The organism is Ideonella benzenivorans (genome assembly GCF_020387415.1).
Lineage (GTDB): Bacteria > Pseudomonadota > Gammaproteobacteria > Burkholderiales > Burkholderiaceae_C > Ideonella > Ideonella benzenivorans.
This window is the reverse complement of record NZ_JAGWCB010000008.1, coordinates 29351-55165: the sequence shown is the minus strand read 5'-3', so window position 1 is coordinate 55165 and position 25815 is coordinate 29351. Positions and strand designations below refer to the sequence as shown.

General features: G+C 69.4%; 18 protein-coding genes. 13 read left to right on the top strand and 5 right to left on the bottom strand.

Translation table 11 applies throughout. The features are described from left to right. Positions 1 to 2: 2 nt before the first annotated feature. Entirely contained in the window at positions 3 to 2168 is a 2166-nt protein-coding gene (locus KGA65_RS05970) for a hydantoinase/oxoprolinase family protein (RefSeq protein ID WP_225862241.1), read from the bottom strand. A gap of 278 nt (positions 2169 to 2446) precedes the next feature. Then, a complete protein-coding gene (polA, locus tag KGA65_RS05965; RefSeq protein ID WP_225862240.1) occupies positions 2447 to 5209 on the bottom strand; it encodes a DNA polymerase I in 2763 nt (920 codons plus the stop codon). A 37-nt stretch (positions 5210 to 5246) separates the two neighbouring features. Between polA and KGA65_RS05960 the strand changes: the two genes are divergently transcribed. Genes KGA65_RS05960 through KGA65_RS05945 form a run of 4 tightly spaced genes read left to right on the top strand, consistent with a single transcriptional unit; the run spans position 5247 to position 7689 of the window. Continuing rightward, positions 5247 to 5606, top strand: a complete 360-nt coding sequence (locus KGA65_RS05960; protein WP_225862239.1) for a hypothetical protein — start codon at positions 5247 to 5249, stop codon at positions 5604 to 5606. 51 nt (positions 5607 to 5657) lie between these two features. Further along, positions 5658 to 6626 (top strand): homoserine kinase, encoded by a 969-nt coding sequence (locus KGA65_RS05955; RefSeq protein WP_225862238.1) that lies wholly within the window; start codon positions 5658 to 5660, stop codon positions 6624 to 6626. A gap of 4 nt (positions 6627 to 6630) precedes the next feature. Continuing rightward, complete coding sequence (locus KGA65_RS05950; protein WP_225862237.1) at positions 6631 to 7461, top strand: BPSS1780 family membrane protein; 831 nt, start codon at positions 6631 to 6633, stop codon at positions 7459 to 7461. Positions 7462 to 7473: 12 nt separating this feature from the next. Next, positions 7474 to 7689, top strand: a complete 216-nt coding sequence (locus KGA65_RS05945) for a hypothetical protein (protein ID WP_225862236.1) — start codon at positions 7474 to 7476, stop codon at positions 7687 to 7689. Positions 7690 to 7716: 27 nt separating this feature from the next. On the opposite strand, the gene KGA65_RS05940 is transcribed toward KGA65_RS05945, so the two are convergent. From KGA65_RS05940 to KGA65_RS05930, 3 genes are all read right to left on the bottom strand, one after another. Next, complete coding sequence (locus KGA65_RS05940) at positions 7717 to 9789, bottom strand: GGDEF domain-containing protein (protein WP_225862235.1); 2073 nt, start codon at positions 9787 to 9789, stop codon at positions 7717 to 7719. Then, positions 9786 to 11759 carry a diguanylate cyclase domain-containing protein gene (locus KGA65_RS05935; RefSeq protein ID WP_225862234.1) on the bottom strand — a complete coding sequence of 658 codons (1974 nt, stop codon included), beginning with the start codon at positions 11757 to 11759 and terminating at the stop codon, positions 9786 to 9788. Before KGA65_RS05935 ends, KGA65_RS05940 begins: the two co-directional genes overlap by 4 nt. Before the next feature lie 124 nt (positions 11760 to 11883). After that, entirely contained in the window at positions 11884 to 14301 is a 2418-nt protein-coding gene (locus KGA65_RS05930) for a UvrD-helicase domain-containing protein (protein WP_225862233.1), read from the bottom strand. 205 nt (positions 14302 to 14506) lie between these two features. On the opposite strand from KGA65_RS05930, the gene KGA65_RS05925 reads away from it, so the two are divergent. The 9 genes from KGA65_RS05925 (at position 14507) to galU (ending at position 25798) form a co-directional block, all read left to right on the top strand. Further along, positions 14507 to 15484, top strand: a complete 978-nt coding sequence (locus KGA65_RS05925; RefSeq protein WP_225862232.1) for a GMP reductase — start codon at positions 14507 to 14509, stop codon at positions 15482 to 15484. A gap of 16 nt (positions 15485 to 15500) precedes the next feature. Beyond that, a complete protein-coding gene (locus tag KGA65_RS05920) occupies positions 15501 to 17255 on the top strand; it encodes an ATP-binding protein (protein ID WP_225862231.1) in 1755 nt (584 codons plus the stop codon). 3 nt (positions 17256 to 17258) lie between these two features. Continuing rightward, positions 17259 to 17921 (top strand): response regulator transcription factor, encoded by a 663-nt coding sequence (locus tag KGA65_RS05915; protein WP_225862230.1) that lies wholly within the window; start codon positions 17259 to 17261, stop codon positions 17919 to 17921. Positions 17922 to 18030: 109 nt separating this feature from the next. Beyond that, complete coding sequence (locus KGA65_RS05910) at positions 18031 to 19128, top strand: BMP family ABC transporter substrate-binding protein (protein ID WP_225862229.1); 1098 nt, start codon at positions 18031 to 18033, stop codon at positions 19126 to 19128. Positions 19129 to 19131: 3 nt separating this feature from the next. Beyond that, on the top strand, positions 19132 to 19887 hold the full coding sequence (locus tag KGA65_RS05905; protein ID WP_225862228.1) for a phosphoribosyltransferase family protein: 756 nt from the start codon (positions 19132 to 19134) through the stop codon (positions 19885 to 19887). Further along, positions 19884 to 20585, top strand: coding sequence for a phosphoribosyltransferase (locus KGA65_RS05900; protein ID WP_225862227.1), 702 nt, complete (start codon positions 19884 to 19886; stop codon positions 20583 to 20585). Before KGA65_RS05905 ends, KGA65_RS05900 begins: the two co-directional genes overlap by 4 nt. A 96-nt stretch (positions 20586 to 20681) precedes the next feature. Next, entirely contained in the window at positions 20682 to 21962 is a 1281-nt protein-coding gene (locus tag KGA65_RS05895) for a hypothetical protein (protein ID WP_225862226.1), read from the top strand. A 41-nt stretch (positions 21963 to 22003) separates the two neighbouring features. Next, complete coding sequence (locus KGA65_RS05890; RefSeq protein WP_225862225.1) at positions 22004 to 24847, top strand: valine--tRNA ligase; 2844 nt, start codon at positions 22004 to 22006, stop codon at positions 24845 to 24847. 81 nt (positions 24848 to 24928) lie between these two features. After that, positions 24929 to 25798, top strand: a complete 870-nt coding sequence (gene galU, locus KGA65_RS05885; RefSeq protein ID WP_225862224.1) for a UTP--glucose-1-phosphate uridylyltransferase GalU — start codon at positions 24929 to 24931, stop codon at positions 25796 to 25798. Positions 25799 to 25815 lie beyond the last annotated feature (17 nt).

Sequence of the window (25815 nt, the reverse complement as noted above, 5' to 3'; positions counted from 1 at the left end):
CGTCAGAGGGTCTGGCCGTCGTGGCCGACTTCGCGCAGGTGGAACAGGCGGTGCTTGTCCAGCGTCGTCGCAAAGCCCTTGGGCACGACGAAGGTGGTGGCGTCCGATTCGATGATGGCCGGGCCGAAGATCTCGTTGCCGGCCTTGAGCGCTTCCATCTTCCAGATCACCGCCTCGTACCAGGCCTTGTGGCGGTAGAGCTTGCGGGTGCCCAGGCGGGCGGCGGCGGGCGGCGTGGCCTCGCCGATCGGGTCTTCCGGCAGCACCGGCTTCTGCGTGACCACCATGCCGCGCATGATGGCGCTGGTGACCGAGAAGCCCAGCTCCGGCGAGCGGGCCGAGCTGGCATAGACCCGGCCGTAGGTGGTCTCGAAGGCGGTGACGATCTTCTCCCAGTCCTCGGCCGTGGCGGCCGAGGACACCGGCGAGTCGATCTCCAGGTCGTTGAGCTGGCCCATGTACTGCATGCGGTAGCCCGGGCGCAGGATCACGTCCTTGGCCTCGAAGCCGTTGATGCGGAACTCCTCGATGACCTTGCCGGCCAGCTCGGCCCAGGCCTGCTGGATGGTGGCCGAGGCCTGGGCCTTCTCACCATCGCTGGCGTCCTGCGGCACGGCCAGGTCCACGCTCTTGTCGTAGCGGTACTCGAAGTCCGCGCAGGCGCAACCGAAGGCCGAGAAGCCCGCGGCCCAGGCCGGCACCACCACGTCCTTGAAGCCCAGGCCCTCGGTGTAGCCGTAGGTGTGCACCGGGCCGGCGCCGCCGTAGCTGAAGCAGACGAAGTCGGTCGGGCTGTAGCCCTTGGCGCTGACGTTGGAGCGCAGGTACTCGCGCAGCTGCAGGTCCAGCAGCTCGATCACCCCGGCCGCGGCGTCCTCCACCGACAGGCCCAGCGGGTCGGCGATCTGGGCCTGGATGTGCTGGCGGGCGCGCTCCACATCCAGCTGGATGGCGCCGCCCAGGAAGTTGTCGGGGTTCAGGTAGCCCAGCACCACGTGGCAGTCGGAGACCGAGACGGTGTCCAGCCCGCTTTCGGGCCAGCAGGTGCCCACGCGGTAGCCCGCGCTGTCCGGCCCCAGCTTGATGGCGCCGCTGTAGGGGTCCAGCCGCACGAAGCTGCCGGCGCCCGCGCCCACCGAGTCCATGGTCACCAGCGGCAGCGAAAGCACCAGGCGGGCCATGTCCGGGTCGGAGGCGATGGCAAAGCTGCCCTTGGTGATCAACGCCATGTCGAAGCTGGTGCCGCCGATGTCGGAACAGGCGATGTTCTCGTCGCCCAGCGCCTCGCCCAGCAGCTTGGAGCCGATCACCCCGCCGATCGGGCCGGACACAATGGTGCGGGCCAGCTCCTTGGCCTTCCAGCTGATGGTGCCGCCGTGCGTGGCCATCACCCGCAGGTCGAACTTGGCGCCGTGCTTCTTGAAACGGTCGCTGACCTTCTTGAGCGTCTGGCGCGAGGGCTCGGCCGCATAGGCCTCCAGGATGGTCGTGTTCATCCGGTGGCTTTCCTTGCGCTGCGGGTAGTAGTCCACCGAGGCGAACACCGGGATGTCCGCCCCCAGGACCTTCAGCTCCTCGCGGCAGACATCGCGTGCGCGCTGCTCGCTGGTGCCGTTCTTGTGCGACTGCAGCAGGCAGATCACGATGGCCTTGGCGCCGGCGGCCACCAGCTCGCGGGTGGCCTGGCGCACCTCGGGCTCGCGCAGCGGGATCACCACCTGGCCCTGCACATCGGTGCGCTCGGTCACGCCGCGGGTGCGCTTGAGTGGCACCAGCGGCTCATCGTAGCGGTGGGTGTTCAGGTGGATGCGCTCTTCCAGCGCATAGCCCAGGTAGCTCTGGATGGCGCGGCCCATCGAGTGCACATGCTCGAAGCCCTTGTTGACCATCAGGCCCACGTCCAGCCCCTTGCGCTGCACCACCCGGTTGAGCATGGCGGTGCCGGAATAGACACAGGTCACCAGCTCGGGGTAGACGTCGTCCACATCGCGCTGCCAGTGGGCCAGCGCGTCGCGCGAGGAGTTGAAGATGGCCAGCGATTCGTCGGCCGGGTTGCTCTGGGCCTTGCCGACCACGAAGCGGCCGTCCTCGCGGACGAAGAAGGTGTCGGTCATCGTGCCCCCGGCATCGATGCCCATCACCTGCACCTTGGATTGCTGCACTTGCATGAGCTTGTCTCCATCGTTGGGATGCGGCGCCGGTGGTCCGGTCGCCGGAGACCATGCGCTGGTCTCGTGCAAGTCATTGCAGTGCCCATGCCACGGCGGCCCGCCTCCCGGCGGCCCCGTGCCAAGTGCTTGATTTTGTTCAGCGCCCCTGGTGAAGACCCCGAGGGTTGCTGCGCCGCAGCAGCGCCGAACGACGCCGCCGCAGGCGTTCGATTTCCGGCCGGATGGCGCGGAATCGAACGTCGCGCCCAGTCAACGGCCGGGCGCGGTCGATGGGCTCAGTGCGCCGCTTCCCAGCTCGGCCCGAAGCCCACCTCGGCCACCAGCGGCACGCTGAAGGACGCCACGCCGGCCATCAGGCGCGGCACGGCCTCGCGCGCCCAGTCCACCTCGGCCTCGGGCACCTCGAACACCAGTTCGTCGTGCACCTGCATCACCATGCGGGTGGCGCGGCCCTCGTCGTCCAGGGTCCGCTGCACCGCGATCATCGCCAGCTTGATCAGGTCGGCCGCGGTGCCCTGCATCGGCGCGTTGATGGCCTGGCGCTCGGCGCCGGCGCGGCGCGGGCCGCTGCCGCCCTTGATCTCCGGCAGCACGATGCGGCGGCCAAACTCGGTCTCGACATAGCCACGCTCGCGGGCCCGCTCCTTCGTTTCCTCCATGTAGCGCTTCACGCCGGCAAAGCGCTCGAAGTAGCGGTCGATGTAGTTCTTGGCCGCCTTCTGGTCGATGCCCAGGCTCTGCGCCAGGCCGAAGGCGCCCATGCCGTAGATCAGGCCGAAGTTGATGGTCTTGGCATAGCGGCGCTGCTCGGGCGTGACCGCCTCGGGCGGGATGCCGAAGACCTCGCTGGCGGTGGCGCGGTGCACATCCATGCCCTCGGCAAAGGCCTTGTTCAGGCCCGGGTCGCCGCTGATGTGGGCCATGATGCGCAGCTCGATCTGCGAGTAGTCGGCGCTGGCGATCACATGGCCGGGCGGGGCGATGAAGGCCTCGCGCACCCGGCGGCCCTCGGGCGTGCGGATCGGGATGTTCTGCAGGTTGGGCTCGTTGCTGGACAGCCGGCCGGTCACCGCCACCGCCTGCGCGTAGTTGGTGTGCACCCGCCCGGTGGCCGGGTTGATCATGCCGGGCAGCTTGTCGGTGTAGGTGCTCTTGAGCTTGGCCAGGCCGCGGTGCTCCAGCAGCTTGGCCGGCAGCGGGTAGTCGGCCGCCAGCTCCTGCAGCACCTCTTCGTCGGTCGACGGGGCGCCGGTGGCGGTCTTCTTCTTGATCGGCAGGCCCAGGCGGTTGAACAGGATCTCGCCAATCTGCTTGGGGCTGGCCATGTTGAAGGGCTGGCCGGCGATGGCGTAGGCCTCCTGCTCCAGCGCGATCATCCGTTCGGCCAGTTGCTGGCTCTGCGCGGCCAGCCGAACCGGGTCGATCAGCACCCCGTGGCGCTCGATGCGCTGCAGCACCGCCACGGTGGGCATCTCGATCTCGGCATAGACGCGCTTGAGCCCCGGCTCGGCCTGCAACTGCGGCCACAGCGTCTCGTGCACCTGCACGCACATCTCGCTGTCCTCGCCGCTGTAGGTGCTGGCCCGCTCGACATCCACCTGTGAGAACGGGATCTGGTTGACGCCCTTGCCGCACAGGTCCTCGTAGCTCAGGCCGTGGCGGCCCAGGTGGCGGTCGGCCAGGCTCTCCAGGCTGTGCGGCTTGTGGGCCTCCAGCACATAGCTTTCCAGCAGCGTGTCGTGCACATAGCCCCGCACGCGGATGCGGTGGTTCTCGAACACATGCAGGTCGTACTTGATGTTCTGCCCCAGCTTGGGCGCGGCAGCGTCCTCCAGCCAGGGCCGCAGGCGCGCCAGCACCTCGTCCAGCGGCAACTGGTCCGGCGCGCCGGGGTAGTCATGGCCGGTGGGCACATAGGCCGCATGGCCGGGTTCCACCGCGAAGCTGATGCCGACGATGCGCGCGCGCATCGCATCAAGCGAATCGGTCTCGGTGTCCAGCCCGGCCAGCGGCGCGGCCTTCAGGCGGGCGATCCAGGTGTCGAGCGCGTCCCAGGTGGTGACGGTTTCATAGTCCCGGGCCAGCACCCGCGACGGGGCGGCTCCAGCAGGGGCCACGCCATCCGGGCTCGGCGCCTCGCCAGCCGCAGCGCCCTCAGTCACCGGCGTCCCCAGGGCCCGCAGGCTGGTGCGAAAGCCGTAGCGCGTGTAGAAATCGACCAGCCCGTCGTGGTCGGGCGCGCGCAGCGCCAGCGCCTCCAGCGCCGGCCAGGCCGGCACCTGCTCGCCCAGGTCGCAGTCGGTCTTGACGGTGATGAGGCGGCGGCCCGTCGGCAGCCAGTCCAGCGTGGCGCGCAGGTTCTCGCCGGCCACGCCCTTGATCTGGTCCGCGGCGGCCATCACGCCCTCCAGCGAGCCATGCTCCTGCAGCCACTTGACCGCGGTCTTGGGCCCGACCTTGGGCACGCCGGGCACGTTGTCCACCGTGTCGCCGATCAGGGTCAGGTAATCGATGATGCGGTCCGGCGGCACGCCGAACTTCGCGGCCACGCCGGCCTCGTCCAGCCGCTCGGGCGGCTTGGCCATGGTGTTGATCAGCGTCACCTGCGGCGTCACCAGTTGGGCCAGGTCCTTGTCGCCGGTGGAAATCACCACGGTGTGGCCACTCTCGGCGCCCACCCGGGCCAGCGTGCCGATGGCGTCGTCGGCCTCGATGCCGGGCACCTCCAGCACCGGCCAGCCCAGCAGGCGCACCGCCTCGTGGATGGGCTCGATCTGGGCCCGCAACTCGTCGGGCATCGGCGCGCGCTGCGCCTTGTAGGCCGGGTACCAGGCATCGCGGAACGTCGGGCCCTTGGCGTCGAACACACAGACGGCATGTTCGGCCGGCACATGCTCGCGCAGCCAGTTCATCATGTTGACCATGCCGTGGATGGCCCCGGTGGGGAAGCCGTCGGGGCTGCGCAGGTCGGGCATCGCGTGGAATGCCCGGTACAGGTAGCTGGAACCATCGACCAGCAGGAGGATCTTCTCGCTCATGGGGGCCGATTGTGCGTGCTTCCGTAGAATCCGCCCCATGAACGCCCCCTCCCTGACCACCCTGCTTGCGGGCCTGCTGCTTGGTGGCGCCAGCCTGGCCCAGACCGCCAGCCCGGTCGCCCCGGCCCCGGCGGCGTCGACCCCGGCAGCTCTGCCGGCCACGGACACCCCGCCGCCGGCCAGCAAGGTGCCTGAACCCCAGGTGCTGCACGTGGACACGGAGGACGACCACATCCGCATCGAGGAAGTGCGCGTGCGCGGCCAGACCCAGCGCCTGACGGTGCACCCCAAGATCCCCGGCATGCCGGCCTACGACATCGTGCCGCCGCAAGGGGGCAAGCTGCCGCAGGACGACAAGGCCGCCGGCCAGCGGGTCTGGCTCAAGCTGGACTTCTGAGCCCGGCGGCGCACCGCCTCCTCCTTCTCCCCCTCTTTTCTTCGAACATTCATGGCGGTTTACACCGAGGTCAGCGCCGAACAGGCCGGCACCCTGCTCCAGCAGCTGGGGCTGGGCCCGTTGCGCGCGCTGCAGCCCATCGGCAGCGGCATCGAGAACACCAACTACTTCGTCACCACGCCGGAAGGCGAGTGGGTGATGACGCTGTTCGAGCGCCTGTCGCACGCACAACTGCCCTTCTACCTGCGGTTGATGCAGCACCTGGCCCAGCGCGGCCTGCCGGTACCCGAGCCCCGGCCCAATCTGCAGGGCGAACTGGTGCAGACCGTGGCGGGCAAGCCCGCCGCGCTGGTGAACCGCCTGCAGGGCGAAAGCCTGGAGGCGCCGGACCTGCACCACTGCCGCGAGCTGGGCGGGGTGCTGGCCCGCATGCACCGGGCCGTGGCGGACTTCCCGCTGCAGCAGCCCAACCTGCGCGGTCTGCCCTGGCGCGAGGCCACCGCGCCGGTGGTGCGCCCGCACCTGTCGGCCGCCGACGCCGCGCTGCTGGACCAGGAGATGGCCCACCAGCGCGAGGTGCATGCCAGCGCGGCCTACCAGAGCCTGCCCCAGGGGGCGGTGCACGCCGACCTGTTCCGCGACAACGCGATGTTCCACGGCCTGCCCGGTCGCGAGCGGCTGAGCGGCGTGTTCGACTTCTACTTCGCGGGCACCGACACCTTCATGTTCGACCTGGCGGTGGTGCTCAACGACTGGTGCGTGGACCTGGAGAGCGGCCAGTTGGACCTTCCCCGGGCCGAGGCGCTGATGACCGCCTACCAGGCCGAGCGCCCACTGTCGGGCACCGAGCTGCGGCTGCTGCCCTCGATGCGCCGCACCGCGGCGCTGCGCTTCTGGCTCTCGCGCCTGGCGGACTGGCATCTGCCACGCGAGGCCAGCCTGCTGCAGCCCAAGGATCCGTCGCACTTCGAGCGGGTGCTGCGCGACGCCGCCGAGCGGCCCTGGCACGCCCAGGTCTGAGCGCATGAAACTCACACTCAAGACGGTGCCCGCCGCACAGGGGCTTCAATGGGTGCGCCAAGGGGTGCGGGAGTTCTTCCGCCACCCGCTGGGCTACAGCGCGTTGTTCGTGGCCTTCATGCTGGCCGGCGCGGTGCTGTCTCTGCTGCCCGGCTTCGGTGAGCTGCTGGTGCTGGCCGGCATCCCGCTGCTGACGTTGGCCTACATGATGGCCACGGCCGCCAGCCAGCGCGGTGTGCGCCCGCAGCTGGGTGTGTTCTTCGCCCCCTGGCGCCACCTGCCCTCGGAGCGCCGGCGCGGCCTGCTCACGCTGAGCCTGGGCTATGCCTTCGGCACCCTGCTGCTGCTGATGGCCTGCAAGCTGATCGACCACGGTGGCGTGGAGGACCTGATGCAGGCTCTGACCGCCAACAACCCGGATCCCGACGAGGTGGCCCGCCTGGCCGATGCCCCCGGGGTGATGGCCGGCGTGCTGGCCCGGGTCTCGGTCACGCTGCTGCTGAGCCTGCCCTTCTGGCATGCGCCGGCCCTGGTGTGCTGGGCCGGACAGCGGCCGGCCCAGGCCATGTTCTCCAGCGTGCTGGCCCTGTGGCACACCCGCGCGGCGATGCTGGTCTACGGCCTGGCCTGGATGGGCCTGATGATGGCCACCGGGCTGGTGCTGAGCCTGCTGGTCGGCCTGCTGGGCGGCAGCTCGCTGCTGGGGCTGCTGACGATGCCGCTGGCCCTGGTGCTGACCTCGGCCTACTATGCGTCCTTGTTCTTCACCTTCCGCGACAGCTTTGGCCAGCCGGAAGCGCCGGAACAGGACCCCACCCTCCCCCCTTCGCCCTGACTGGAGCCCCGCATGCGCCTGCCCCGCCCCCTGCCGCTGACCGGTCTGGCCTTGTTGGTCTGGACCTCTGCCCTGACGGGCTGCGCCGTGGTCGAGGTGGCCGGGGCCGCCACCGGCGCGGTGATCTCGGTCGGCGCCGCCGTGGTCAGCACCGGGGTCGAAGTCACCGGCAAGGTGGTGGGCGCCACCGTGGATGCCGCCACCGGCAGCAGCGACAAGACCCCCTGACGGACGCACGGCCCCGAGGCGGGCCTCTCAAGCGCCCCAGCGCAGGGTGACGCTGAGCGAGACATCCCCGGCCAGCCGGGCCGCCTCGAAATCCGCCTCCACGGTCTCCAGCGCGGCGCTGTCGGCGGCGCGCACGGACTGCAGGCCCACCGCCCGGTCCCGGCCCATGGACTTGGCGGTGTAGAGCGCCATGTCGACCAGGTTCACCGCCCGCTCCCAGCCCAGCGCCACCGCATGCGCCGGCAGCGGAAAGGCGGCGTAGCCCAGCGAGGCCGAGATCGGCAGGACCCGCTTCTCCCCCAGAGGGACGGCCTCGTCGCCCAAGGCCCGCAAGACCCGCAGCGCCAGGGCATCCAGGGCCTCCCCCTGCAGGTCGGGGGCGTAGATCAGGAACTCCTCCCCGCCCCAGCGGCAGACCAGATCGCCGGCCCGGACCGAGCTGCCCAGGCGCCGCGCCACCTCCACCAGCACCGCATCGCCGGCGGGATGGCCGAACTCATCGTTGATGCGCTTGAAGTGGTCGATGTCCACGAGCATCAGCGCGCCCTGGAAGCAGGCGCCCTGGGTGGCCAGCACCTCGCGGAAGTGGCGGCGGTTGGCCAGCCCGGTGAGGGGGTCGCGCTCGCTCTGCACCCGCAGCAAGGCCTCGCTGTGGCGCAGCCGGCGGGTGGCGTCGCGGGCGCGCAGCGCCAGCAGCCCCACCACGGCGCCCGCCAGCCCCAGCAGGATGATGGCGGCGATCCAGACCCGCTCAATCAGGACCTGCGTCTGCAGGTGCGAGGAGCGCAGCGCGTTTTCGCGCTCCAGCAGGTCCAGCTCGCGCCGCTCGGACTCGGTGCGGTAGGTCGCCCGCATCTGCGAGAGGATGGCCGTCTGGTTGTCTGCATTGACCAGGGCCCGCAGGCCCTGGCTGCGGTGCAGCAGATCCAGGGCGCCGCGCACATCCCCCAAGGCCGCCAGGGCGTCGGAGCCCTCCTGCAGCGCCACGGCCATGGCGCCCCGGGCCCCTGCCGTCTGCCACAGCTGCAGGGCCCGCTCCAGGTCGGCACGCCCTTGGGCCACCTGCCCCAGCTGCAGCTTGGCCAGGCCCCCGTTGTGCAGCAAGGTGGGCTGGCCCCGCAGCTCATGGTGGCGCTGCAGCACGGGGTAGGCCCGCTCCACCACCTGCAAGGCCTCCTGGGGGTGGCCAGTCCGGCGCAGCAGGTCGCTCAGGCTGGGCAGGATCTGGGCCTCCAGCCGGGCCGATCCGGTGGCCACGGCCAGACGCCGGGCCTGCTGCATCAGCCGCAACGCGGCCGCTGGGTCGCCATCGACCAGGGCCATGCGCGCCTCGGCAAAGCGCACCCAGAGCTCGGCCCGGTCATCGTTCTGGCGGTGCGCCAGACGGTCGGCCTGCGCCATCAGCGTGCGGGCCTGGGTGTCGTGGCTGAGCGCCTGCTGGAACACCGCCTGCATGGCCAGGCTCCAGGCCTCCAGCCCCAGGTCGGCCGCCCGCCCGGCCACGCTGTGGGCGCGCTCGGCCAGGCTCAACGCGGCCACCAGGTCGCCCCGCACGTCGGCCCGCTGCGCCAACAGGTGCAGGGCCTCCCACCAGGCCCGGTAGTCGCAATCGGCGGCGGGCTGGCGCGAGCCGCAGGCCTGTTCGTAGGCTTGGTCGGCCTCGCGGCCGAACCGCACGGCCGCCACGGAATCGCCCTGCAGGTCGTGCAACTGCGCCTGGATCAGGGCGCGATCGCCCTGCAGGCCCGCACGCCAACGCGGGTCGTCCGGAACGTCCGTCTCCAAGGCGGTCAGCGCGGCCAGGGCCCGGCGCACGTCGTCCGGCAAGCCGGAACGCGCGGCCACCAGGCCGCGTGTGCGCGCCCGCATGCGTTGCCAGGCCGGCGCGGCCACCCCGCCCACGGGCATGGCCGACTGCGCCAGCTCGGCCAGCACGGCCTGCGGATCATCCTCGCCACGCGCACGCCAGCCCTCGGACACATCGCTCAGGGCCTGCCCCAGGCCAGCCTGCGGCGGCGGGAACACCGGCTGGGCCTGTGAGGGCAGCAGGGTGGCGATCAGCAGCGCCGTGCCGGCCAGACGGATCAGCGGCCGGCTCATGGGGTCTGCCCCACCACATCCGGCCCGTGGATCTCGACGAGCTCGACCTCTCCCCGTCGCCAGGCCTTCTCCAGATCGCTCATCCGCCGCGCCACCTCCTCCAGATCGGCGGCCGGCAGACGGCGCAGGCCCACCGCACGGTGCCGCCCCTGGGTCTTGGCGATGTACATCGCGGCATCCACCAGGTCGATCGCCATCGACCACGGCACCTCCAGCTGTTGCGGTTGCAGGGGGAAGCTGGCAAAGCCGATCGATGCCGTCACGGCCAGCCGGGTCGGGCCGACGATCACCGGCACCGAAGCCAGGGCCGTCAGAAGCCGCTGGGCCAGCAGCTCGGCGGATTCCCCCCCCTCGCCCGGCACGAGGATCATGAACTCCTCCCCCCCCCAGCGCACCACCACATCCTCCTCGCGCAGCACCGCCTGCAGGCGATGCGCCACCTCGATCAGCACCACGTCGCCGCCGGCGTGGCCATGGTGGTCGTTGATGCGCTTGAAGTGATCCAGGTCCAGCAGGTAGAGCGTGCCCTGGGCGTCCTCGCCCTGGGCCATGCGGCGCTGGAAGTGGCGCCGGTTGGCCAGGCCGGTGAGCGGATCCTGCTCGCTCTGCACCTTGAGCCGCTCGTTGACCGAGGACAGCGCCTGCTGGGTGGCCCGCATGCGCCGGTGCAGCAGCGCCAGCAGCAGCACCGCCATCACCACCCCCGCCATCACCAGGGCCCACAGCTTGAAGCGCAGCTCGGTCTGGCGCAGCGCCTCCTCCTTGAGCTGGTTGTCATCGGTGAGGAGGTCGCGTTCGTGGCGCCGCCGTTCGGCCTCGAAGCTTTCCTGCAACTCCACCAGGGCCCGTTGCTGGCTGCGCTGGAAGGCCTGTTCGGCGATGGCGCGCTGCTCGCGGTAGACCTGCAACGCCTCGGACAGGTAACCCGCCCTTTCCAGGTAGTGGGCCAGATCGGCCAGGCCCTCGGCCTGCGAGGCCACCTCGTCGGCCCGGCGCTGCTGGTCCAGCACCTCGCGCACCCGGGGCAGCCCCTCGTCCTTGCGGTGCATCGCGATCAGCGCCAGCCCGGCATTGAGATTGGCCAGTTGCTCGATCTCGGTCGAATGCAGCCGCCGGGCCAGCGGCAGGGCCTGCTGCGACTGCAGCAAGGCCTGGTGGTTGTTGCCCTGGCGCAGGTAGTGGTCGCTGAGGTTGGCCAGGCCCATCGCCTCGCTGCGGGCATCGCCGGCCCGGCGGGCAAACTCGATCGACTGCGTCAGCGCCTGCAGGGCCGCGCCCTCCTGGCCCGCGGCCGACAGCAGGATGCTCTCGACGGTCATCGCATCGGCCAGCGACACCCAGTCCTCGCTGGCCTGGGCCAGCGTCTTGGCCTCGTCGTTGAGTTGACGGGCCCGCGTCAGCTGGCCGGCCCGGTAGTAGGTGTAGGCCAGCCCGTTGAGCAGCGCGCTGCGCCGCCAGGGCTGGCCGCGGTCCACCAGCCGCAGCGCCTCCTGGGTCAGGCGCACCGCCACATCGAAATGCCCCAGGTTCTCCTCGACCGCCGCATGGATCACCAGGCAGGACATGTGCAGCGGCAGCGCGGTCTGCTCGTCGACCTGCCGCATGGCCTCTTCCAGTGGCTCGTCGGCCTTGGCCAGCGAGCCGCCATCGCGCATCAGATCGGCCTGCAGGCAGGCGGCCGCCACGCTGGCATCGCGCCGCAGCGGCGTCGCGCCGGCCCGGGCCAGGGCCTGGATCTGCTGCAGCACAGCCTCGGCCGCCTCGGGTTGCCCCAGGGTGATGCGCAACCCACCCAACAGCCGCAGGGCCTCCAGACGCCTGGCGCTGTCGTCGGGTTGGCGGGCCATCCACTGTTCCAGTGTGGCCACCGCCTCTTCCGGCTTCGCCCGGGCCTCGTACTCCAGCCGGGCCAGTTCGTCGCCCTCGCGCAGCACCGGCTCCACCGCGGCCGCCGGCGTGAACGCAGGCACAAGAAGCAGGCAGGCCAGCCCCAGCCCCTTCCGTGGCCAGGCGCGGCATGCACCACCATCGTGCAGCGACAGACGGTGATTCACGGTGGCCACAGACCGGGTTCCACGCGCTGGCCGCCCGAGCTCAGTCGATCGGCGTCAGCTTGGCGATCGACAGCGCCAGCCACTTGGCCCCGTGTCGCCCGAAGTTCACCTGGGCCCGCGCATCGGGGCCCGATCCTTCCAAGGTCACCACCACTCCCTCACCAAATTTTGCATGGAACACCGACTGGCCCACCCGCAGGCCATGCCCGGCGGCCTTGGCCGCGGCCGCCTTCATGGCCGTGGGCACCGGGGGCTCGGCGGGGGGAGGCTGCCAGCCGGCGTTGCGCCGCCCCGCCCCCACCATCGAGCCCAGACCGCTGCCGCGCTGCCAGGCGGCCTGGTAGTCCCTTGCAAAACCCGAGCCAAAGCCCTGGGTGCGCGGTGTGAGCCATTTCAGGGCGCTTTCCGGCAACTCATCCAGGAAGCGGCTTTTCACGTTGTAACGGGTCTGGCCATGCAGCATGCGGGTCTGGCTGAAGCTGAGGTAGAGCCGCTGGCGCGCCCGGGTGATGGCCACATACATCAGGCGCCGCTCCTCTTCCAGGCCGTTGGCGTCGGACAGCGCGTTCTCGTGCGGGAACAACCCCTCTTCCAGACCGGTGATGAAGACAGCATCGAACTCCAGCCCCTTGGCAGAGTGCACCGTCATCAGCTGGATGGCGTCCTGCCCGGCCTGGGCCTGGTTGTCGCCTGCCTCCAGCGCCGCATGGGTCAGGAAAGCGGCCAGCGGGCTCATGATCTCGCCGGTCTCCGCGTCGGGCGTCAGGTCCACCGGGGCTGGCGCTTCGGGCACATCGGGCGAGCGCGGCGCGGCCATGCGGCCCGGCCCGAGCTCGTCCACTGGCAGCGCCACCGCGTCCTTGCCAAAGCCCTCCTGGGTGACGAAGGCTTCGGCCGCGGTCACCAGTTCCTGCAGGTTCTCGATGCGGTCGGCGCCTTCCTTCTCGGTGCGGTAGAAGTCCACCAGGCCGGAACGCTCCAGCATGTGCTCAATGATCTCGCGCAGCGTCAGGCCCTGGGTCTCGTTGCGCATGCCATCGATCAGCGCATTGAAGCCGGCCAGGTTGGCGCCGCCCTTGCCGCCCACCGCGCCCACGCTCTGCCACAGGCTGCGGCCGGTCTGGCGGGCCGCGTCCTGCAGCTGTTCCAGCGTGCGGGCGCCGATGCCACGGGTCGGGAAGTTCACCACTCGCAGGTAGCTGGTGTCGTCGTGGCAGTTTTCGATCAGGCGCAGGTAGGCCAGCGCATGCTTGATTTCCGCCCGCTCGAAGAAGCGCATGCCGCCATAGACGCGGTACGGCACGCCGGCGTTGAACAGCGCCGATTCGATCACCCGCGACTGGGCGTTGCTGCGGTAGAGGATGGCGATCTCATGGCGCGCCATGCCGCCGCGGTGCAGCTGCTGGGCTTCTTCGAGCACCCACTGGGCCTCGTTGAAGTCGCTGGCGTTCTCCTGCACCCGCACCGGCTCGCCCGGCCCGGCCTCGGTGCGCAGGTTCTTGCCCAGGCGGTGGCTGTTGTGGGCGATCAGCGCATTGGCGGCGTCCAGAATGTTGCCGTAGCTGCGGTAGTTGCGCTCCAGCTTGATGACCTTCTTGACGCGGAACTCGCGCTCGAAGTCGCTCATGTTGCCGACCTGGGCGCCGCGGAAGGCATAGATGCTCTGGTCGTCGTCGCCCACGGCCAGCACCGCGGTGTGCGGGCCGGCAAACATCTTCAGCCACAGGTACTGCAGCCGGTTGGTGTCCTGGAACTCGTCGACCAGGATGTGACGGAAGCGCCGCTGGTAGTGCTCGCGCAGCAGCGGGTCGTCGCGCATCAGCTCGTAGGTGCGCAGCAGCAGTTCGGCAAAGTCGACCACGCCCTCGCGCTCGCACTGGTCCTGGTAGGCTTGGTAGACCTCGGCCATCTTCTGCGTCTGGCCATCGTGCACCGGCACGTCCTTCGGGCGCAGGCCATCTTCCTTGCTGCTGGCGATGAACCAGGCCACCTGCTTGGGCACGAAGCGCTCTTCGTCCAGGTTCATGGCCTTGATGACGCGCTTGACGGCCGACAGGCTGTCGCCGCTGTCGAGGATCTGGAAGGTCTGCGACAGGCCTGCCTGCTTCCAATGCGCCCGCAGAAAACGGTTGCACAGGCCATGGAAGGTGCCGATCCACATGCCGCGCACGTTGACCGGCAGCATCGCCCCCAGGCGGGTCAGCATCTCCTTGGCCGCCTTGTTGGTGAAGGTCACCGCCATCACGCCGCCGGGCGAGACCTGCCCGGTCTGCAGCAGCCAGGCGATGCGGGTGGTCAGCACGCGCGTCTTGCCCGAGCCGGCGCCGGCCAGGATCAGGGCAGGCTCGGCCGGCAGGGTCACGGCCGCCAGTTGTTCAGGGTTGAGGCCACGCAGCAGCGCGCTCACGTCCACCAGGGACGGATCGTGCCCGGCCTCCGCGTCTTGCGGGAATTGCATCGACACATTGTAGGGAGCCCCCCCGGCTACCGTAGAATCAGTCACCGGGCCCAAATTCTGGCGTCCGGTTTTTTGTGTCTGCACCGTCCCTGGCCAAATCTGGCAAAGCGGCCCTCGTGACACCACCGGAACCCCAGGTCAAGCGCTCGCAGCCCCTCCCGGCGCACTGCGATCAACGCGCTGGTCATCACCCTGGAGCTTCGAGATGGATATCTTTGACTACGACAACGTCCTGCTGCTGCCGCGCAAGTGCCGCGTGGAAAGCCGTTCGGAATGCGACACCGGCATGACGTTCGGCGGGCGCCGCTTCAAGCTGCCCGTGGTGCCGGCCAACATGAAGACGGTGCTGGACGAGCGCATCGCCGCCTGGCTGGCCGCCAACGGCTACTTCTACGTGATGCACCGTTTCGACCTGGACAACGTGGCCTTCGCCCGCCACATGCGCAAGGCGGGGCACTATGTGTCGATCAGCTCGGGCGTGAAGCCGGCCGACCGTGAGGTCATCGACCGGCTGGCGGCCGACGGCGTCGGGGCCGACTACATCACCATCGACATCGCCCACGGCCACGCCGACAGCGTGCACCGGATGATCGAGTACATCAAGGAGAAGCTGCCCAACAGCTTCGTGATCGCCGGCAACGTGGGCACGCCCGAGGCGGTGATCGACCTGGAGAACTGGGGCGCCGACGCGACCAAGGTGGGCATCGGTCCGGGCAAGGTCTGCATCACGCGCCTCAAGACTGGCTTCGGCACCGGCGGCTGGCAGCTCTCGGCGCTGAAGTGGTGCGCCCGCGTGGCCACCAAGCCCATCATTGCCGACGGCGGCATCCGCCACCATGGCGACATCGCCAAGAGCGTGCGCTTCGGCGCCGCGATGGTGATGGTGGGCTCGCTGTTCGCCGGCCACGAGGAGTCGCCGGGCCAGACGGTGGAGGTCGACGGCAAGCTGTTCAAGGAGTACTACGGCTCGGCCTCGGACTTCAACAAGGGCGAGTACAAGCACGTCGAGGGCAAACGCATCCTGGAACCGGTCAAGGGCAAGCTGGCCGACACGCTGCGCGAAATGCAGGAGGACCTGCAAAGCTCGATCAGCTACGCCGGTGGCAAGCAGCTGACCGACCTGCGGCGGGTCAACTACGTGATCCTGGGCGGCGAGAACGCGGGTGAGCACCTGCTGATGTGAGGCGAGTTCCCGCGCCGTGAACCCCCTCCCCGCCGTCGACGACACCCTGCGCTACCTGGAAGACGGCGGTGAGGTGGGCCGTCATCTGCGTTCAGGCCGGGCCGACACGACCGCCCTGGGGCCGCCGGCCGGCTGGCCCCAGGCGCTGCACGACACCCTGCGGATCACGCTGCACTCGGACTTTCCGCACATCGTCTACTGGGGCGAGGCGCTGCACACCTTCTGGAACGACGCCGCGCGTCATTTCTTCGAGGGCCAGCATCCCCAGGACCTGGGCCGCCCGCTGGCCCAGGTGCAACCGGACGTGATGCCGACGCTGCATCCGCTGCTGCAGGCGGTCCAGCGCAACGGCCGGGCGGTCAGCCGCAGCAACCAGCAGCTGCTCTACCGCCGGCTCGACTACACCGAGGAGATCCACGAGTTCTTCTCCTACAGCCCGCTGCTGGATGCGCAGGGGCAGGTCCAGGGCGTGATCTGCCCCATCTACGACGCCACCAGCCGGGTCATCAACGAGCGCCGGCTGGCCACGCTGGCCGACCTGGCCGCCAGCACCCGGGCCACCCGCACCCGCACCCAGTTCCTGGCGGCATTGGCCGCCTGCCTGGCCCGCCACCCCGAGGACCTGCCGCTGGCCGCGCTCTACCTGTCCGAGGACGACGGCGCCAGCTGGCAGTTGCAGACCGCCAGCCCGGCGGACGCCCCCTGGCCCTCCCCCTTGGGCCTGGACGCGCTGGATCACGAACTCGCCTCCTTGCTCCGGCGGGCCCTCGACACGGGCGAGCCCGCCGCCGCAGCCACCGCCGCGCCCCTCGGGGTCTGGCCGACCCCGCACTGGACGCGTCCGGTCGAGCAGCTGGTGGCCCAGCCCGTGCCGGTCGGACGTCTGGGCCGGCGCAGCGCGGGTCTGTTGATCGGTCTGAATCCGCACAAGCGCCTGGATGCCGACTACCGCGCCTTCCTGGCCCTGGTCGCGGCCCAGATCGGCCTGGGCTGGAACGACGCCCAGGCCCTGGAACAAGAGGCCGAACTGGCCCAGGCCGAGCTGGCGCGCCTGACCCGGCTGACCACGCTGGGCGAGCTGGCGACCTCCATCGCCCACGAGGTGAACCAGCCCCTCACCGCCATGGTGCTGGATGCCAATGCCTGCCTGCGCTGGCTCAGCGGGCTTGATGGCCGGGAAGGTGCGACGGCCAAGCTGACCGAAGCCCGGGCGGCCGCCCAGCGCATCGTCCGCAGCGGCGAGCACGCCGGCCAGGTGGTGGCCCGCATCCGCGGCCTGTTGCAGCGCGCCCCGGCCGTGCGGGCACCGGTGGCCTCAGCCCCCCTGGCCTGGGATTGCCTGGCCCTGGTGGCCGCGCGGGCCCGACGCCAGCACACCCGGCTGCGGCTGTGCCTGCTGGCGCCGCTGCCCGAGGTGCTGGCGGACCGCGTCCAGCTCCAGCAGGTGCTGCTGAACCTGTTGGTCAATGCGCTGGACGCGGTGCGCGATCTGCCCGCCGGCCGGCCCCGGGAGGTCCGGCTCAGCCTGGCGCGGCAGACAGGGCCGGTGCCCGCGCTGCAGATCAGCGTGCAGGACAGCGGGCCGGGCATCGCGCCCAGCCAGCGCCCGCATCTGTTCGAACCCTTCCACAGCAGCAAGCCCGACGGCCTGGGCTTTGGTCTGTCCATTGCACGCACACTGGTGGAAGCCCATGGGGGTCAGATCCACCTGGATGATGGCCCCGCAGGCGGCGCCCTGGCCCGGGTCGTGCTGCCCCTCCAGGAGTCCTGACCGATGCCCGCCCTTTCCGGCACCGTCCATGTCGTGGACGACGACGCTGCCATCCGCACCGCCCTGGACAGCCTGCTGCGCTCGCTGGACCTGCAGGTCTGCTGCCACGACAGTGTCGAATCCTTCCTGGCCAGCGCCGCCAAGGCAGCCGATCCTGGCCCCGCCTGCCTGGTGCTGGATGTGCGCCTGCCCGGGATCAATGGGCTGGACCTGCTGCGCGCCTCCGCCCGGACCGGCCATGTCGAACTGCCACCGGCCATCCTGGTGACCGGCCACGGCGACATCCCGATGAGCGTGCAGGCCATGAAGGCCGGCGCGGTGGAGTTCCTCATCAAGCCCTACCGGGAAGCCGACCTGCTGCGCGCCATCGAGGAAGCCCTGGCGCGCGACCGCCAGCAACAAGGCCTGCGGCGGGAGCTGGCCGACACCCGGCAGCGCCGGGCCACGCTGACCCCGCGCGAACACGAGGTGCTTCAGTTGATCGTCGCCGGCCGGCTGAACAAGCAGATTGCCGCCGAGCTGGGCCTGAGCGAGGTGACCGTGAAACTGCACCGCGCCCAGGTGATGCGCAAGATGGGCCAGGACAGCCTGGCCGGGCTGGTGCGCTGCATCACCCGCCTGGATGCGGTGCAGAGTGGCACCGCCACCGTGCATCCAAGCCGCTGAGGGCAACCGGATTCACACCACCCTATACCAAGGTGTGATGGTGGGGCCGCCGCGATGGGCCTACGCTGCAGGCATTCCCTCGTTCACGGCCTCTGGCCCATCGCGCCCCATGCAACGTCCTGCTGTGTCCTCCTCTCGCACCACCTTGCTGCGCCGCAGCGCCTGGGCTGCAGCCCTGCTGACGGCGGTCGGTTCCGCTGTGGCGGCCGATCCGCTGAAGGTGGGCTTCCTCTACGTCGGCCCGGCCAGTGGCGCCGGCTGGTCCTATGCCCACGAACTGGCCCGCCAGGAGGTGCAGAAGAAGTTCGGCAACCAGGTGCAGACGATCTTCGTCGAGAACGTGGCCGAGAGCGATGCCGAGCGCGTGGTGCGCGACCTGGCCGGTCAGGGGGCCAAGGTGATCTTCGGTGGCGCCTTCGGCTTCATGAACGGCATGGCCAAGGCCGCGCCGGACTACCCGGGCGTGGCCTTTGAACACGCCACCGGCTACAAGACCGGTCCCAACCTGGGCATCTACGACATCCGCACCTACGAAGGGGCCTGCCTGAACGGCACCGTGGCCGGCAAGATGACGCGCAAGAACGTGCTGGGCGTGGTCGCGCCCTTCCCGATCCCGGAGATCGTGCGCAACCTCAACGCCTTCACGCTGTGCGCCCGCGCCGTGAACCCCAAAGTGGAGACCCGCGTCGTCTGGGTCAACACCTGGTACGACCCGCCCAAGGAGCGCGAGGCCGCCAAGACCCTGCTCAACCAGGGCGTGGACGTGCTGATGCAGAACACCGACTCGGCCGCGCCGCTGCAGGCGGCCAAAGAGGCCGGCGCCTTCGGTTTCGGCTGGGACACCGACATGTCCCAGTGGGGTGGCGATGCGCAGTTAGCCGCCTCGCGCCTGGACTGGAGCGTGCACTACAACAAGGTGGTGGCCGACGTGCTGGCCAAGCGCTGGAAGCCCGGCAACGTCTGGCTGGGCCTGAAGGATGGCGCCATCCATTACGACCACTACAGCCCCAAGCTGCCCGCTGACGTGCGCAAGCTGGTCGAGTTGCGCGCCAAGGACATCGCCTCCGGCAAGCGCCCAGTGTTCGCCGGCCCGCTGCTGGACCAGGCCGGCACCGCCCGTGTGGCCGCCGGCAAGGAACTGCCCGACGCCGACAAGCTGAAGATGAACTGGCTGGTCCAGGGCGTGGTCGGCTCGCTGCCGCACTGAGGCATGCTGTCCCTGCCCCAGGACATGGGCGAGCTGGTTGAGGCCATCACCCTGCTGGTGAAGGACTTCGACCAGCGCCGCACCCACACGGTGACCGGCATGGGCGGCAAGCGCTTCGAGTTCTTCCCGACCGCCATCACCGACAACATCCCGCCGCTGTCGCATGCGCTCTCCGAGGCGGTGTGTCTGCTGGCCCGGCTGCACATCGCCCCCTCGCCCGCCCCCACGCTGGGGGTCGGAGAGGAAGACCGCGGCGCGATGATCATCGCCGACCTGCTGCGCCAATACCGCCTGCCCCGCACGCTGGCGCGCTGGACGCCTTCCGGCGCGCCGGGCGAAATCTCCGTGCCCTTGGCCAACGAGTACATCGCCGAAGGCAGCACACAGATCTTCCTGAACGGCGTGCGCCCGGGCGACCAGGTGCTGCTGGTGGACGACCTGATCAGCACCGGCGGCACCCTGGTGGCGCTGGTGCAGGCCATCCGGCAGGCCGGCGGCGAGGTGGTGGAGCTGTTCACCATCGGCGAGAAGCTGGAAAACGACGGGCGGCGCCGGCTGCACGAGCGCACCGGTCTGCGTGTCAAGACCCTGCTGGCGACCGACATGGCGCACGGCCCGGACGGCGTGCACTCGCGCGTGCGCCACGTGCACCTGGGCCGCCTGGATGAGGACCTGTTCCAGCGCGTGGCCGCCCACTTTCCCCCTGGTTTCTGCCGCCTCGGCTCCGGCGCAGAAACGCCATCCACCCTCTGTTCATGACCACAACGCTTCCTCCGTACGAGGTGCACTGGCACCCTGCGACGGTTTCCATTCCCGCAGCCACCCCGACGGCCTTCACCACCCACTACCCCGTGCGCCTGACCGATGGCAGTGTGCTGAAACTGCCCTTGCGCGCCCTGCCGGGTGGCCAGCAGGCCATCGCGCTGCTGATGTCCAACCAGACGCCGTTCCCCATCGAGGACGTGCTGGCCGGCCTGATGACGACCCAGGCCCAGGCCCTGGCGCCGCAGATGGTGGCCGCCGTACCCACCATGGGCCTGGACTACGCCCGCCGCGTGGCCCGTGACCTGGGCCTGCCGCACTACGCAGCCATGGGGCTGTCGCGCAAGTTCTGGTACGACGAGGCCCTGAGTGAGCCGGTGGTCTCCTCCACCAGCCCGGACCAGAGCAAACGCCTGTACCTGGACCCCGCCCTGCTCGACCGGGTGGCAGGGCAAACCGTGGTGCTGGTGGACGACGTGATCAACACCGGCGCCAGCGCCCTGGCAGCCATCCGCCTGCTGCACAAGGCGGGCGCCCACGTGGCCGGCCTGGTCGTCGCGCTGACCGAAGGCCAGGCCTGGCGCGAGGCCCTGGCCGTCCTCGGCGACGGCTGGCCCGACAAGGTGCATGCCATCGGGCACATTCCCCTGTTCGAAGCCGCGCCCGCAGGCGGCTGGCGGGCCCTGCCCGAATGAGGGCAGCTGATGTTCTAGGGGCGCCCCGCGGCAGGCGGCCTCGGTATCCCTAATCGAAAGTGGCCAACAGGCGCGTCTGTGGGCAATATCGGTCAAATGAAGTATGTCCACGCCTTCTTGACCGCGGTCACCCTGGTGACCGCACTGACCGAACCCGCCCACGCGGCCCTGGAAGAACAGAGCACCAACCTGGTCAGCGACACAGCCTACCTCTACTCCTACCGCCACCAGCGGCACATGGTGGTCACACCCGATGGACGCTACCACCTGCTGGCCAACCTGGGTAGCCAAGGTGGCAAGAAGGGGACGCTGTACCTGATGTCGTCCAGTGATGGCGTGACCTGGACCCAGCAGGGCCACCTGGGCTACACGGACCAGTACGCCGTCTCCGACAGCGCCTTGAATGGCAACACGCTGACCACCGTCTTCCAGGACAGCCAGGGCTACATCCGCTACGCGACCGCCACCTACGACCCGGCCAGCCAGAGCTGGAGCTCGTTCGCGGTCAGCACGCTGCCCCGTGCCAACGCCGACATCCGTGCTGTGAACCCCAGCTTCACGGTGGACGCCAACGGCAACACCTGGGTCGCCTACGTCGCCGAGGACACCCGCACCACCACCGCCGGCATCGTGGTGTACCGCCGTGCCGCGGGCAAGGCGAATTGGGCCGCCGGACCGAGCATTGGCGACATCAGCGCCTATCCGCCAACCGACCCTCAGTTCGCCAAGCACAGCGCCCGATTGGTGACCATTCCCAACGGGATCGGCCTGGTCTACACCGTGGGCCCTGACATCTTCTGGGCTCAGCGCAAGCTCAAGGGCGGCGCCGATCTACCGTGGAACAGCGCGGGCTTGTTCCTCGCGGGCACGCAGGACAAGGACCCCATGTCCAGCCACTTCAGTGCGGTCACGGATGCCAGCGGCAACGTCTTCGTCACCTTCACCGACGCCGGCAACCTCTACTACAACCGCCGGGACGCGGCGACCAGCCAATGGCTCACGGCCCCCGTGACCCTGGTCTCGGCCGACAGCTCGCCCAATGCCCTGCCCACCTATGCCCAGGTCTCGTGGCTGGGCGACCATCAGCTGCTGATCGCCCACAACGCAGGCATGCAGATGCGCGTCTTGAAGGGCACGACCAGCGCAACATCCAGATCAGGCTTCCCGTGCCAGCTGCTGGCGTACCACAACAACCTCGACCCCACCGCCTACTACAAGGACGCGCGCCTGGAGATGCCGGCGCTGCTCGGCTCGGCGACACGGGTGCCGCTGCTGCAGCAGTACCAGGGCTACGAGCCCGTGAAGGGTGGGCCGACCCCACCGCAGTACGCGGGTGCGGTGACGTTCTCACCCAATGCGGCGGCCAGCTGCCAGTGACCCTGGGCTCTCTGCAAACCCGCAGGAGATAATCGGTCATCATGACCGAACTCGCCAAATCCTTCGAGCCCAAGGACATCGAAGCCCGCTGGGCCCCTCTGTGGGAGCAGTCCGGCGTCTACGAACCGACGCTGGACCCGGCCAAGCCTTCCTTCTGCATCCAGCTGCCGCCGCCCAATGTGACGGGCACGCTGCACATGGGCCACGCGTTCAACCAGACCATCATGGACTCGTTGACGCGCTACCACCGCATGCGCGGCTTCAACACCCTGTGGGTGCCCGGCACCGACCACGCCGGCATCGCCACCCAGATCGTGGTGGAGCGCCAACTGCAGGAACAGAAGATCAGCCGCCACGACCTGGGCCGCAAGAACTTCGTCGCCCGGGTCTGGGAATGGAAGCAGAAGTCCGGCTCCACCATCACCCAGCAGATGCGCCGCATGGGCGACTCGGTGAGTTGGTCGCACGAGTACTTCACCATGGACGACAAGCTGTCCAAGGTGGTGACCGAGACCTTCGTGCGACTCTACGAGGAAGGCCTGATCTACCGCGGCAAGCGCCTGGTGAGCTGGGACCCGATCCTGAAGTCCGCCGTCTCCGACCTGGAGGTCGAGAGCGAAGAGGAGGACGGCAGCCTCTGGCACATCCGCTACCCCATCGAAGGCTCCACCGAATCCCTGGTGGTGGCCACCACCCGGCCAGAGACCATGCTGGGCGACACCGCCGTGATGGTGCACCCGGAGGATGAGCGCTACGCCCATTTGATCGGAAAGCAGGTGCGCCTGCCCATCACCGGCCGCCTGGTGCCGGTGATCGCCGACGACTACGTGGACAAGGCCTTCGGCACCGGCGTGGTGAAGGTCACGCCCGCGCATGACCAGAACGACTACCAGGTGGGCCTGCGCCATGGCCTGGCCATGCTGACCATCTTCGACCTGGAAGCCAAGGTCAGCAACGCCGAAGTGGCCGAGATCCCGGCCGCCTACGTCGGACTGGACCGCTTCGCGGCCCGCAAGCAGATCGTCGCCCAGTTGGAGGCCGAGGGCCTGCTGGTCGAGATCAAGAAGCACAAGCTGATGGTGCCGCGCTGCGCCCGCACCGGCCAGGTCATCGAGCCCATGCTGACCGACCAGTGGTTCGTGGCAATGACCAAGCCTGGCGCTGCCGGCAAGTCGATCGCCGACGAGGCCATCGAGGCCGTGGCCTCGGGCGAGGTCAACTTCGTGCCGGAGAACTGGGTCAACACCTACAACCAGTGGATGAAGAACATCCAGGACTGGTGCATCTCACGCCAGCTCTGGTGGGGCCACCAGATCCCGGCCTGGTATGGCACGAACGGCGAGCTGTTCGTCGCCCGCAGCGAGGACGAGGCCCGCACCAAGGCCAGTGCCGCCGGCTACACCGGCGCGCTGACCCGCGACGAGGACGTGCTGGACACCTGGTACTCCTCGGCGCTGGTGCCCTTCTCCACCCTGGGCTGGCCCGAGCAGACGCTGGAGCAGGACCTCTTCCTGCCCTCCTCCGTGCTGGTGACCGGCTACGACATCATCTTCTTCTGGGTCGCCCGGATGATCATGATGACCAAGCACTTCACCGGCAAGGTGCCCTTCAAGCACGTGTACATCCACGGCCTGGTACTGGACGCCCAGGGCAAGAAGATGTCCAAGTCCGAGGGCAATGTGCTGGACCCGGTGGACCTGATCGATGGCATCGAGCTGGCCCCGCTGCTGGACAAGCGCGTGCTGGGCCTGCGCAAGCCCGAGACTGCGCCCAAGGTGCGCAAGGCCACCGAGAAGGAGTTCCCCAACGGCATCCCCGCCTACGGCGCCGACGCGCTGCGCTTCACCTTCGCGGCCATGGCCACGCTGGGCCGCAGCGTCAACTTCGACAGCAAGCGCTGCGAGGGCTACCGCAACTTCTGCAACAAGCTGTGGAACGCCACCCGCTTCGTGCTGATGAACTGCGAAGGCCAGGACTGCGGCCTGGGCGAACACCCCGCGGGCAGCTGCGCCCCGGGCGGCTACCTGGACTTCAGCCCGGCCGACCGTTGGATCGTCAGCACCCTGCAGCGGGTGGAGGCCGAGGTCGCCAAGGGCTTTGCCGAGTACCGCCTGGACAACGTGGCCAACGCGATCTACCAGTTCGTCTGGGACGAGTACTGCGACTGGTACCTGGAAATCGCCAAGGTGCAAATCCAGACCGGCACGCCCGAACAGCAGCGCGCCACCCGCCGCACGCTGATCCGCGTGCTGGAAACCGTGCTGCGCCTGCTGCACCCGGTGGCCCCCTTCATCACCGCCGAGCTGTGGGACACCGTGGCGCCCGTGGCCGGCCGCAAGGCGGCGGGCGACACCGGCACCGTGGCCACCGCGGCCTACCCGGTCGCTCAGCTGGAGAAGGTGGACGCTGCCTCCGACGCCTGGATGGCCAAGCTCAAGGACTTCGTCGGCGCCTGCCGCACGCTGCGCGGCGAGATGAGCCTGTCCCCGGCCGAGCGCGTGCCGCTGCTGACCCTCGGCGACACCGAGTTCATCACCCAGGCCGCGCCGGTGCTCAAGGCCCTGGCCAAGCTCAGCGAGGTGCAGGTGATGACCGATGAGGCCGCCTTCGCCGAAGCCAGCGCGATGGCGCCGGTGCTGGTGCAGGGCGAGGCCCGCCTGGCGCTGAAGGTGGAGATCGACGTCGCCGCCGAACGCGAGCGCCTGAGCAAGGAGATCAAGCGTCTGGAAGGCGAGGTCGCCAAGGCCGAGGGCAAGCTGGGCAACGAGAGCTTCGTCGCCCGCGCGCCGGAAGCCGTGGTGGCCCAGGAGCGTCAGCGCCTGGCCGATTTCGGCCGCACGCTGGAGGGCCTGCGCGCCCAATTGGCCAAGCTTCCCACCGCTTGAGGAAACAGTTGTCGGCCATCGGTCACACCGACGGCCGACAACTTTGGCATCCTACGGGTGAACAGCAACACAGAGGAATCCATGCAGAAGATCAACAAGGCCATCTTCCCGGTCGCCGGCCTGGGCACCCGCTTCCTGCCGGCCACCAAGGCCATGCCCAAGGAAATGCTGCCGGTGGTCGACAAGCCGCTGATCCAGTACGCGGTCGAAGAGGCCTACGCGGCCGGCATCCGCCAGATGATCTTCGTGAATGGCCGCAACAAGCGCGCGATTCCGGACCACTTCGACACCGCCTTCGAGCTGGAGTACGAGCTGGAGGCCTCGGGCAAAAAGGAACTGCTGGACGTGGTGCGCTCCATCAAGCCCAGCGACATGGAATGCATCTACATCCGTCAGCCCAAGGCCCTGGGCCTGGGGCATGCGGTGCTGTGCGCCCAGTGCGTGGTGGTCAACGAACCCTTTGCCGTGCTGCTGGCCGACGACCTGATGGTCGGCAAGCCCCCGGTGCTCAAGCAGATGGTGGAGCAGTTCAACGAGTGGCGCGCCTCCATCCTGGCGGTGCAGGAAGTGCCGCCCGAGCACACCAAGCGCTACGGCATCGTGGCCGGCACCAAGGTCAACGACCGGCTGATGGACCTGACCCACATCGTTGAGAAACCGGCCCCCGAAGATGCCCCGTCCAACCTAGGCGTGGCCGGGCGCTACATCCTCACGCCGGGCGTGTTCCACGAGATCGCCAACCTGCCGCGCGGCGTGGGCGGCGAGATTCAGCTGACCGATGGCATCGCCAACCTGCTGCGCCGGGAGAAGGTCTTCGCCTACCGTTACGACGGCCAGCGCTACGACTGCGGCAGCAAGGAAGGCTTTCTGCAGGCCAATGTGGAACTGGCGCTGGAACACCCGCAACTGGGCGAAAGTTTCCGCGCGTACCTGAAGACGCTCGTCCTCTGAGCGCCGTCGGCATGACC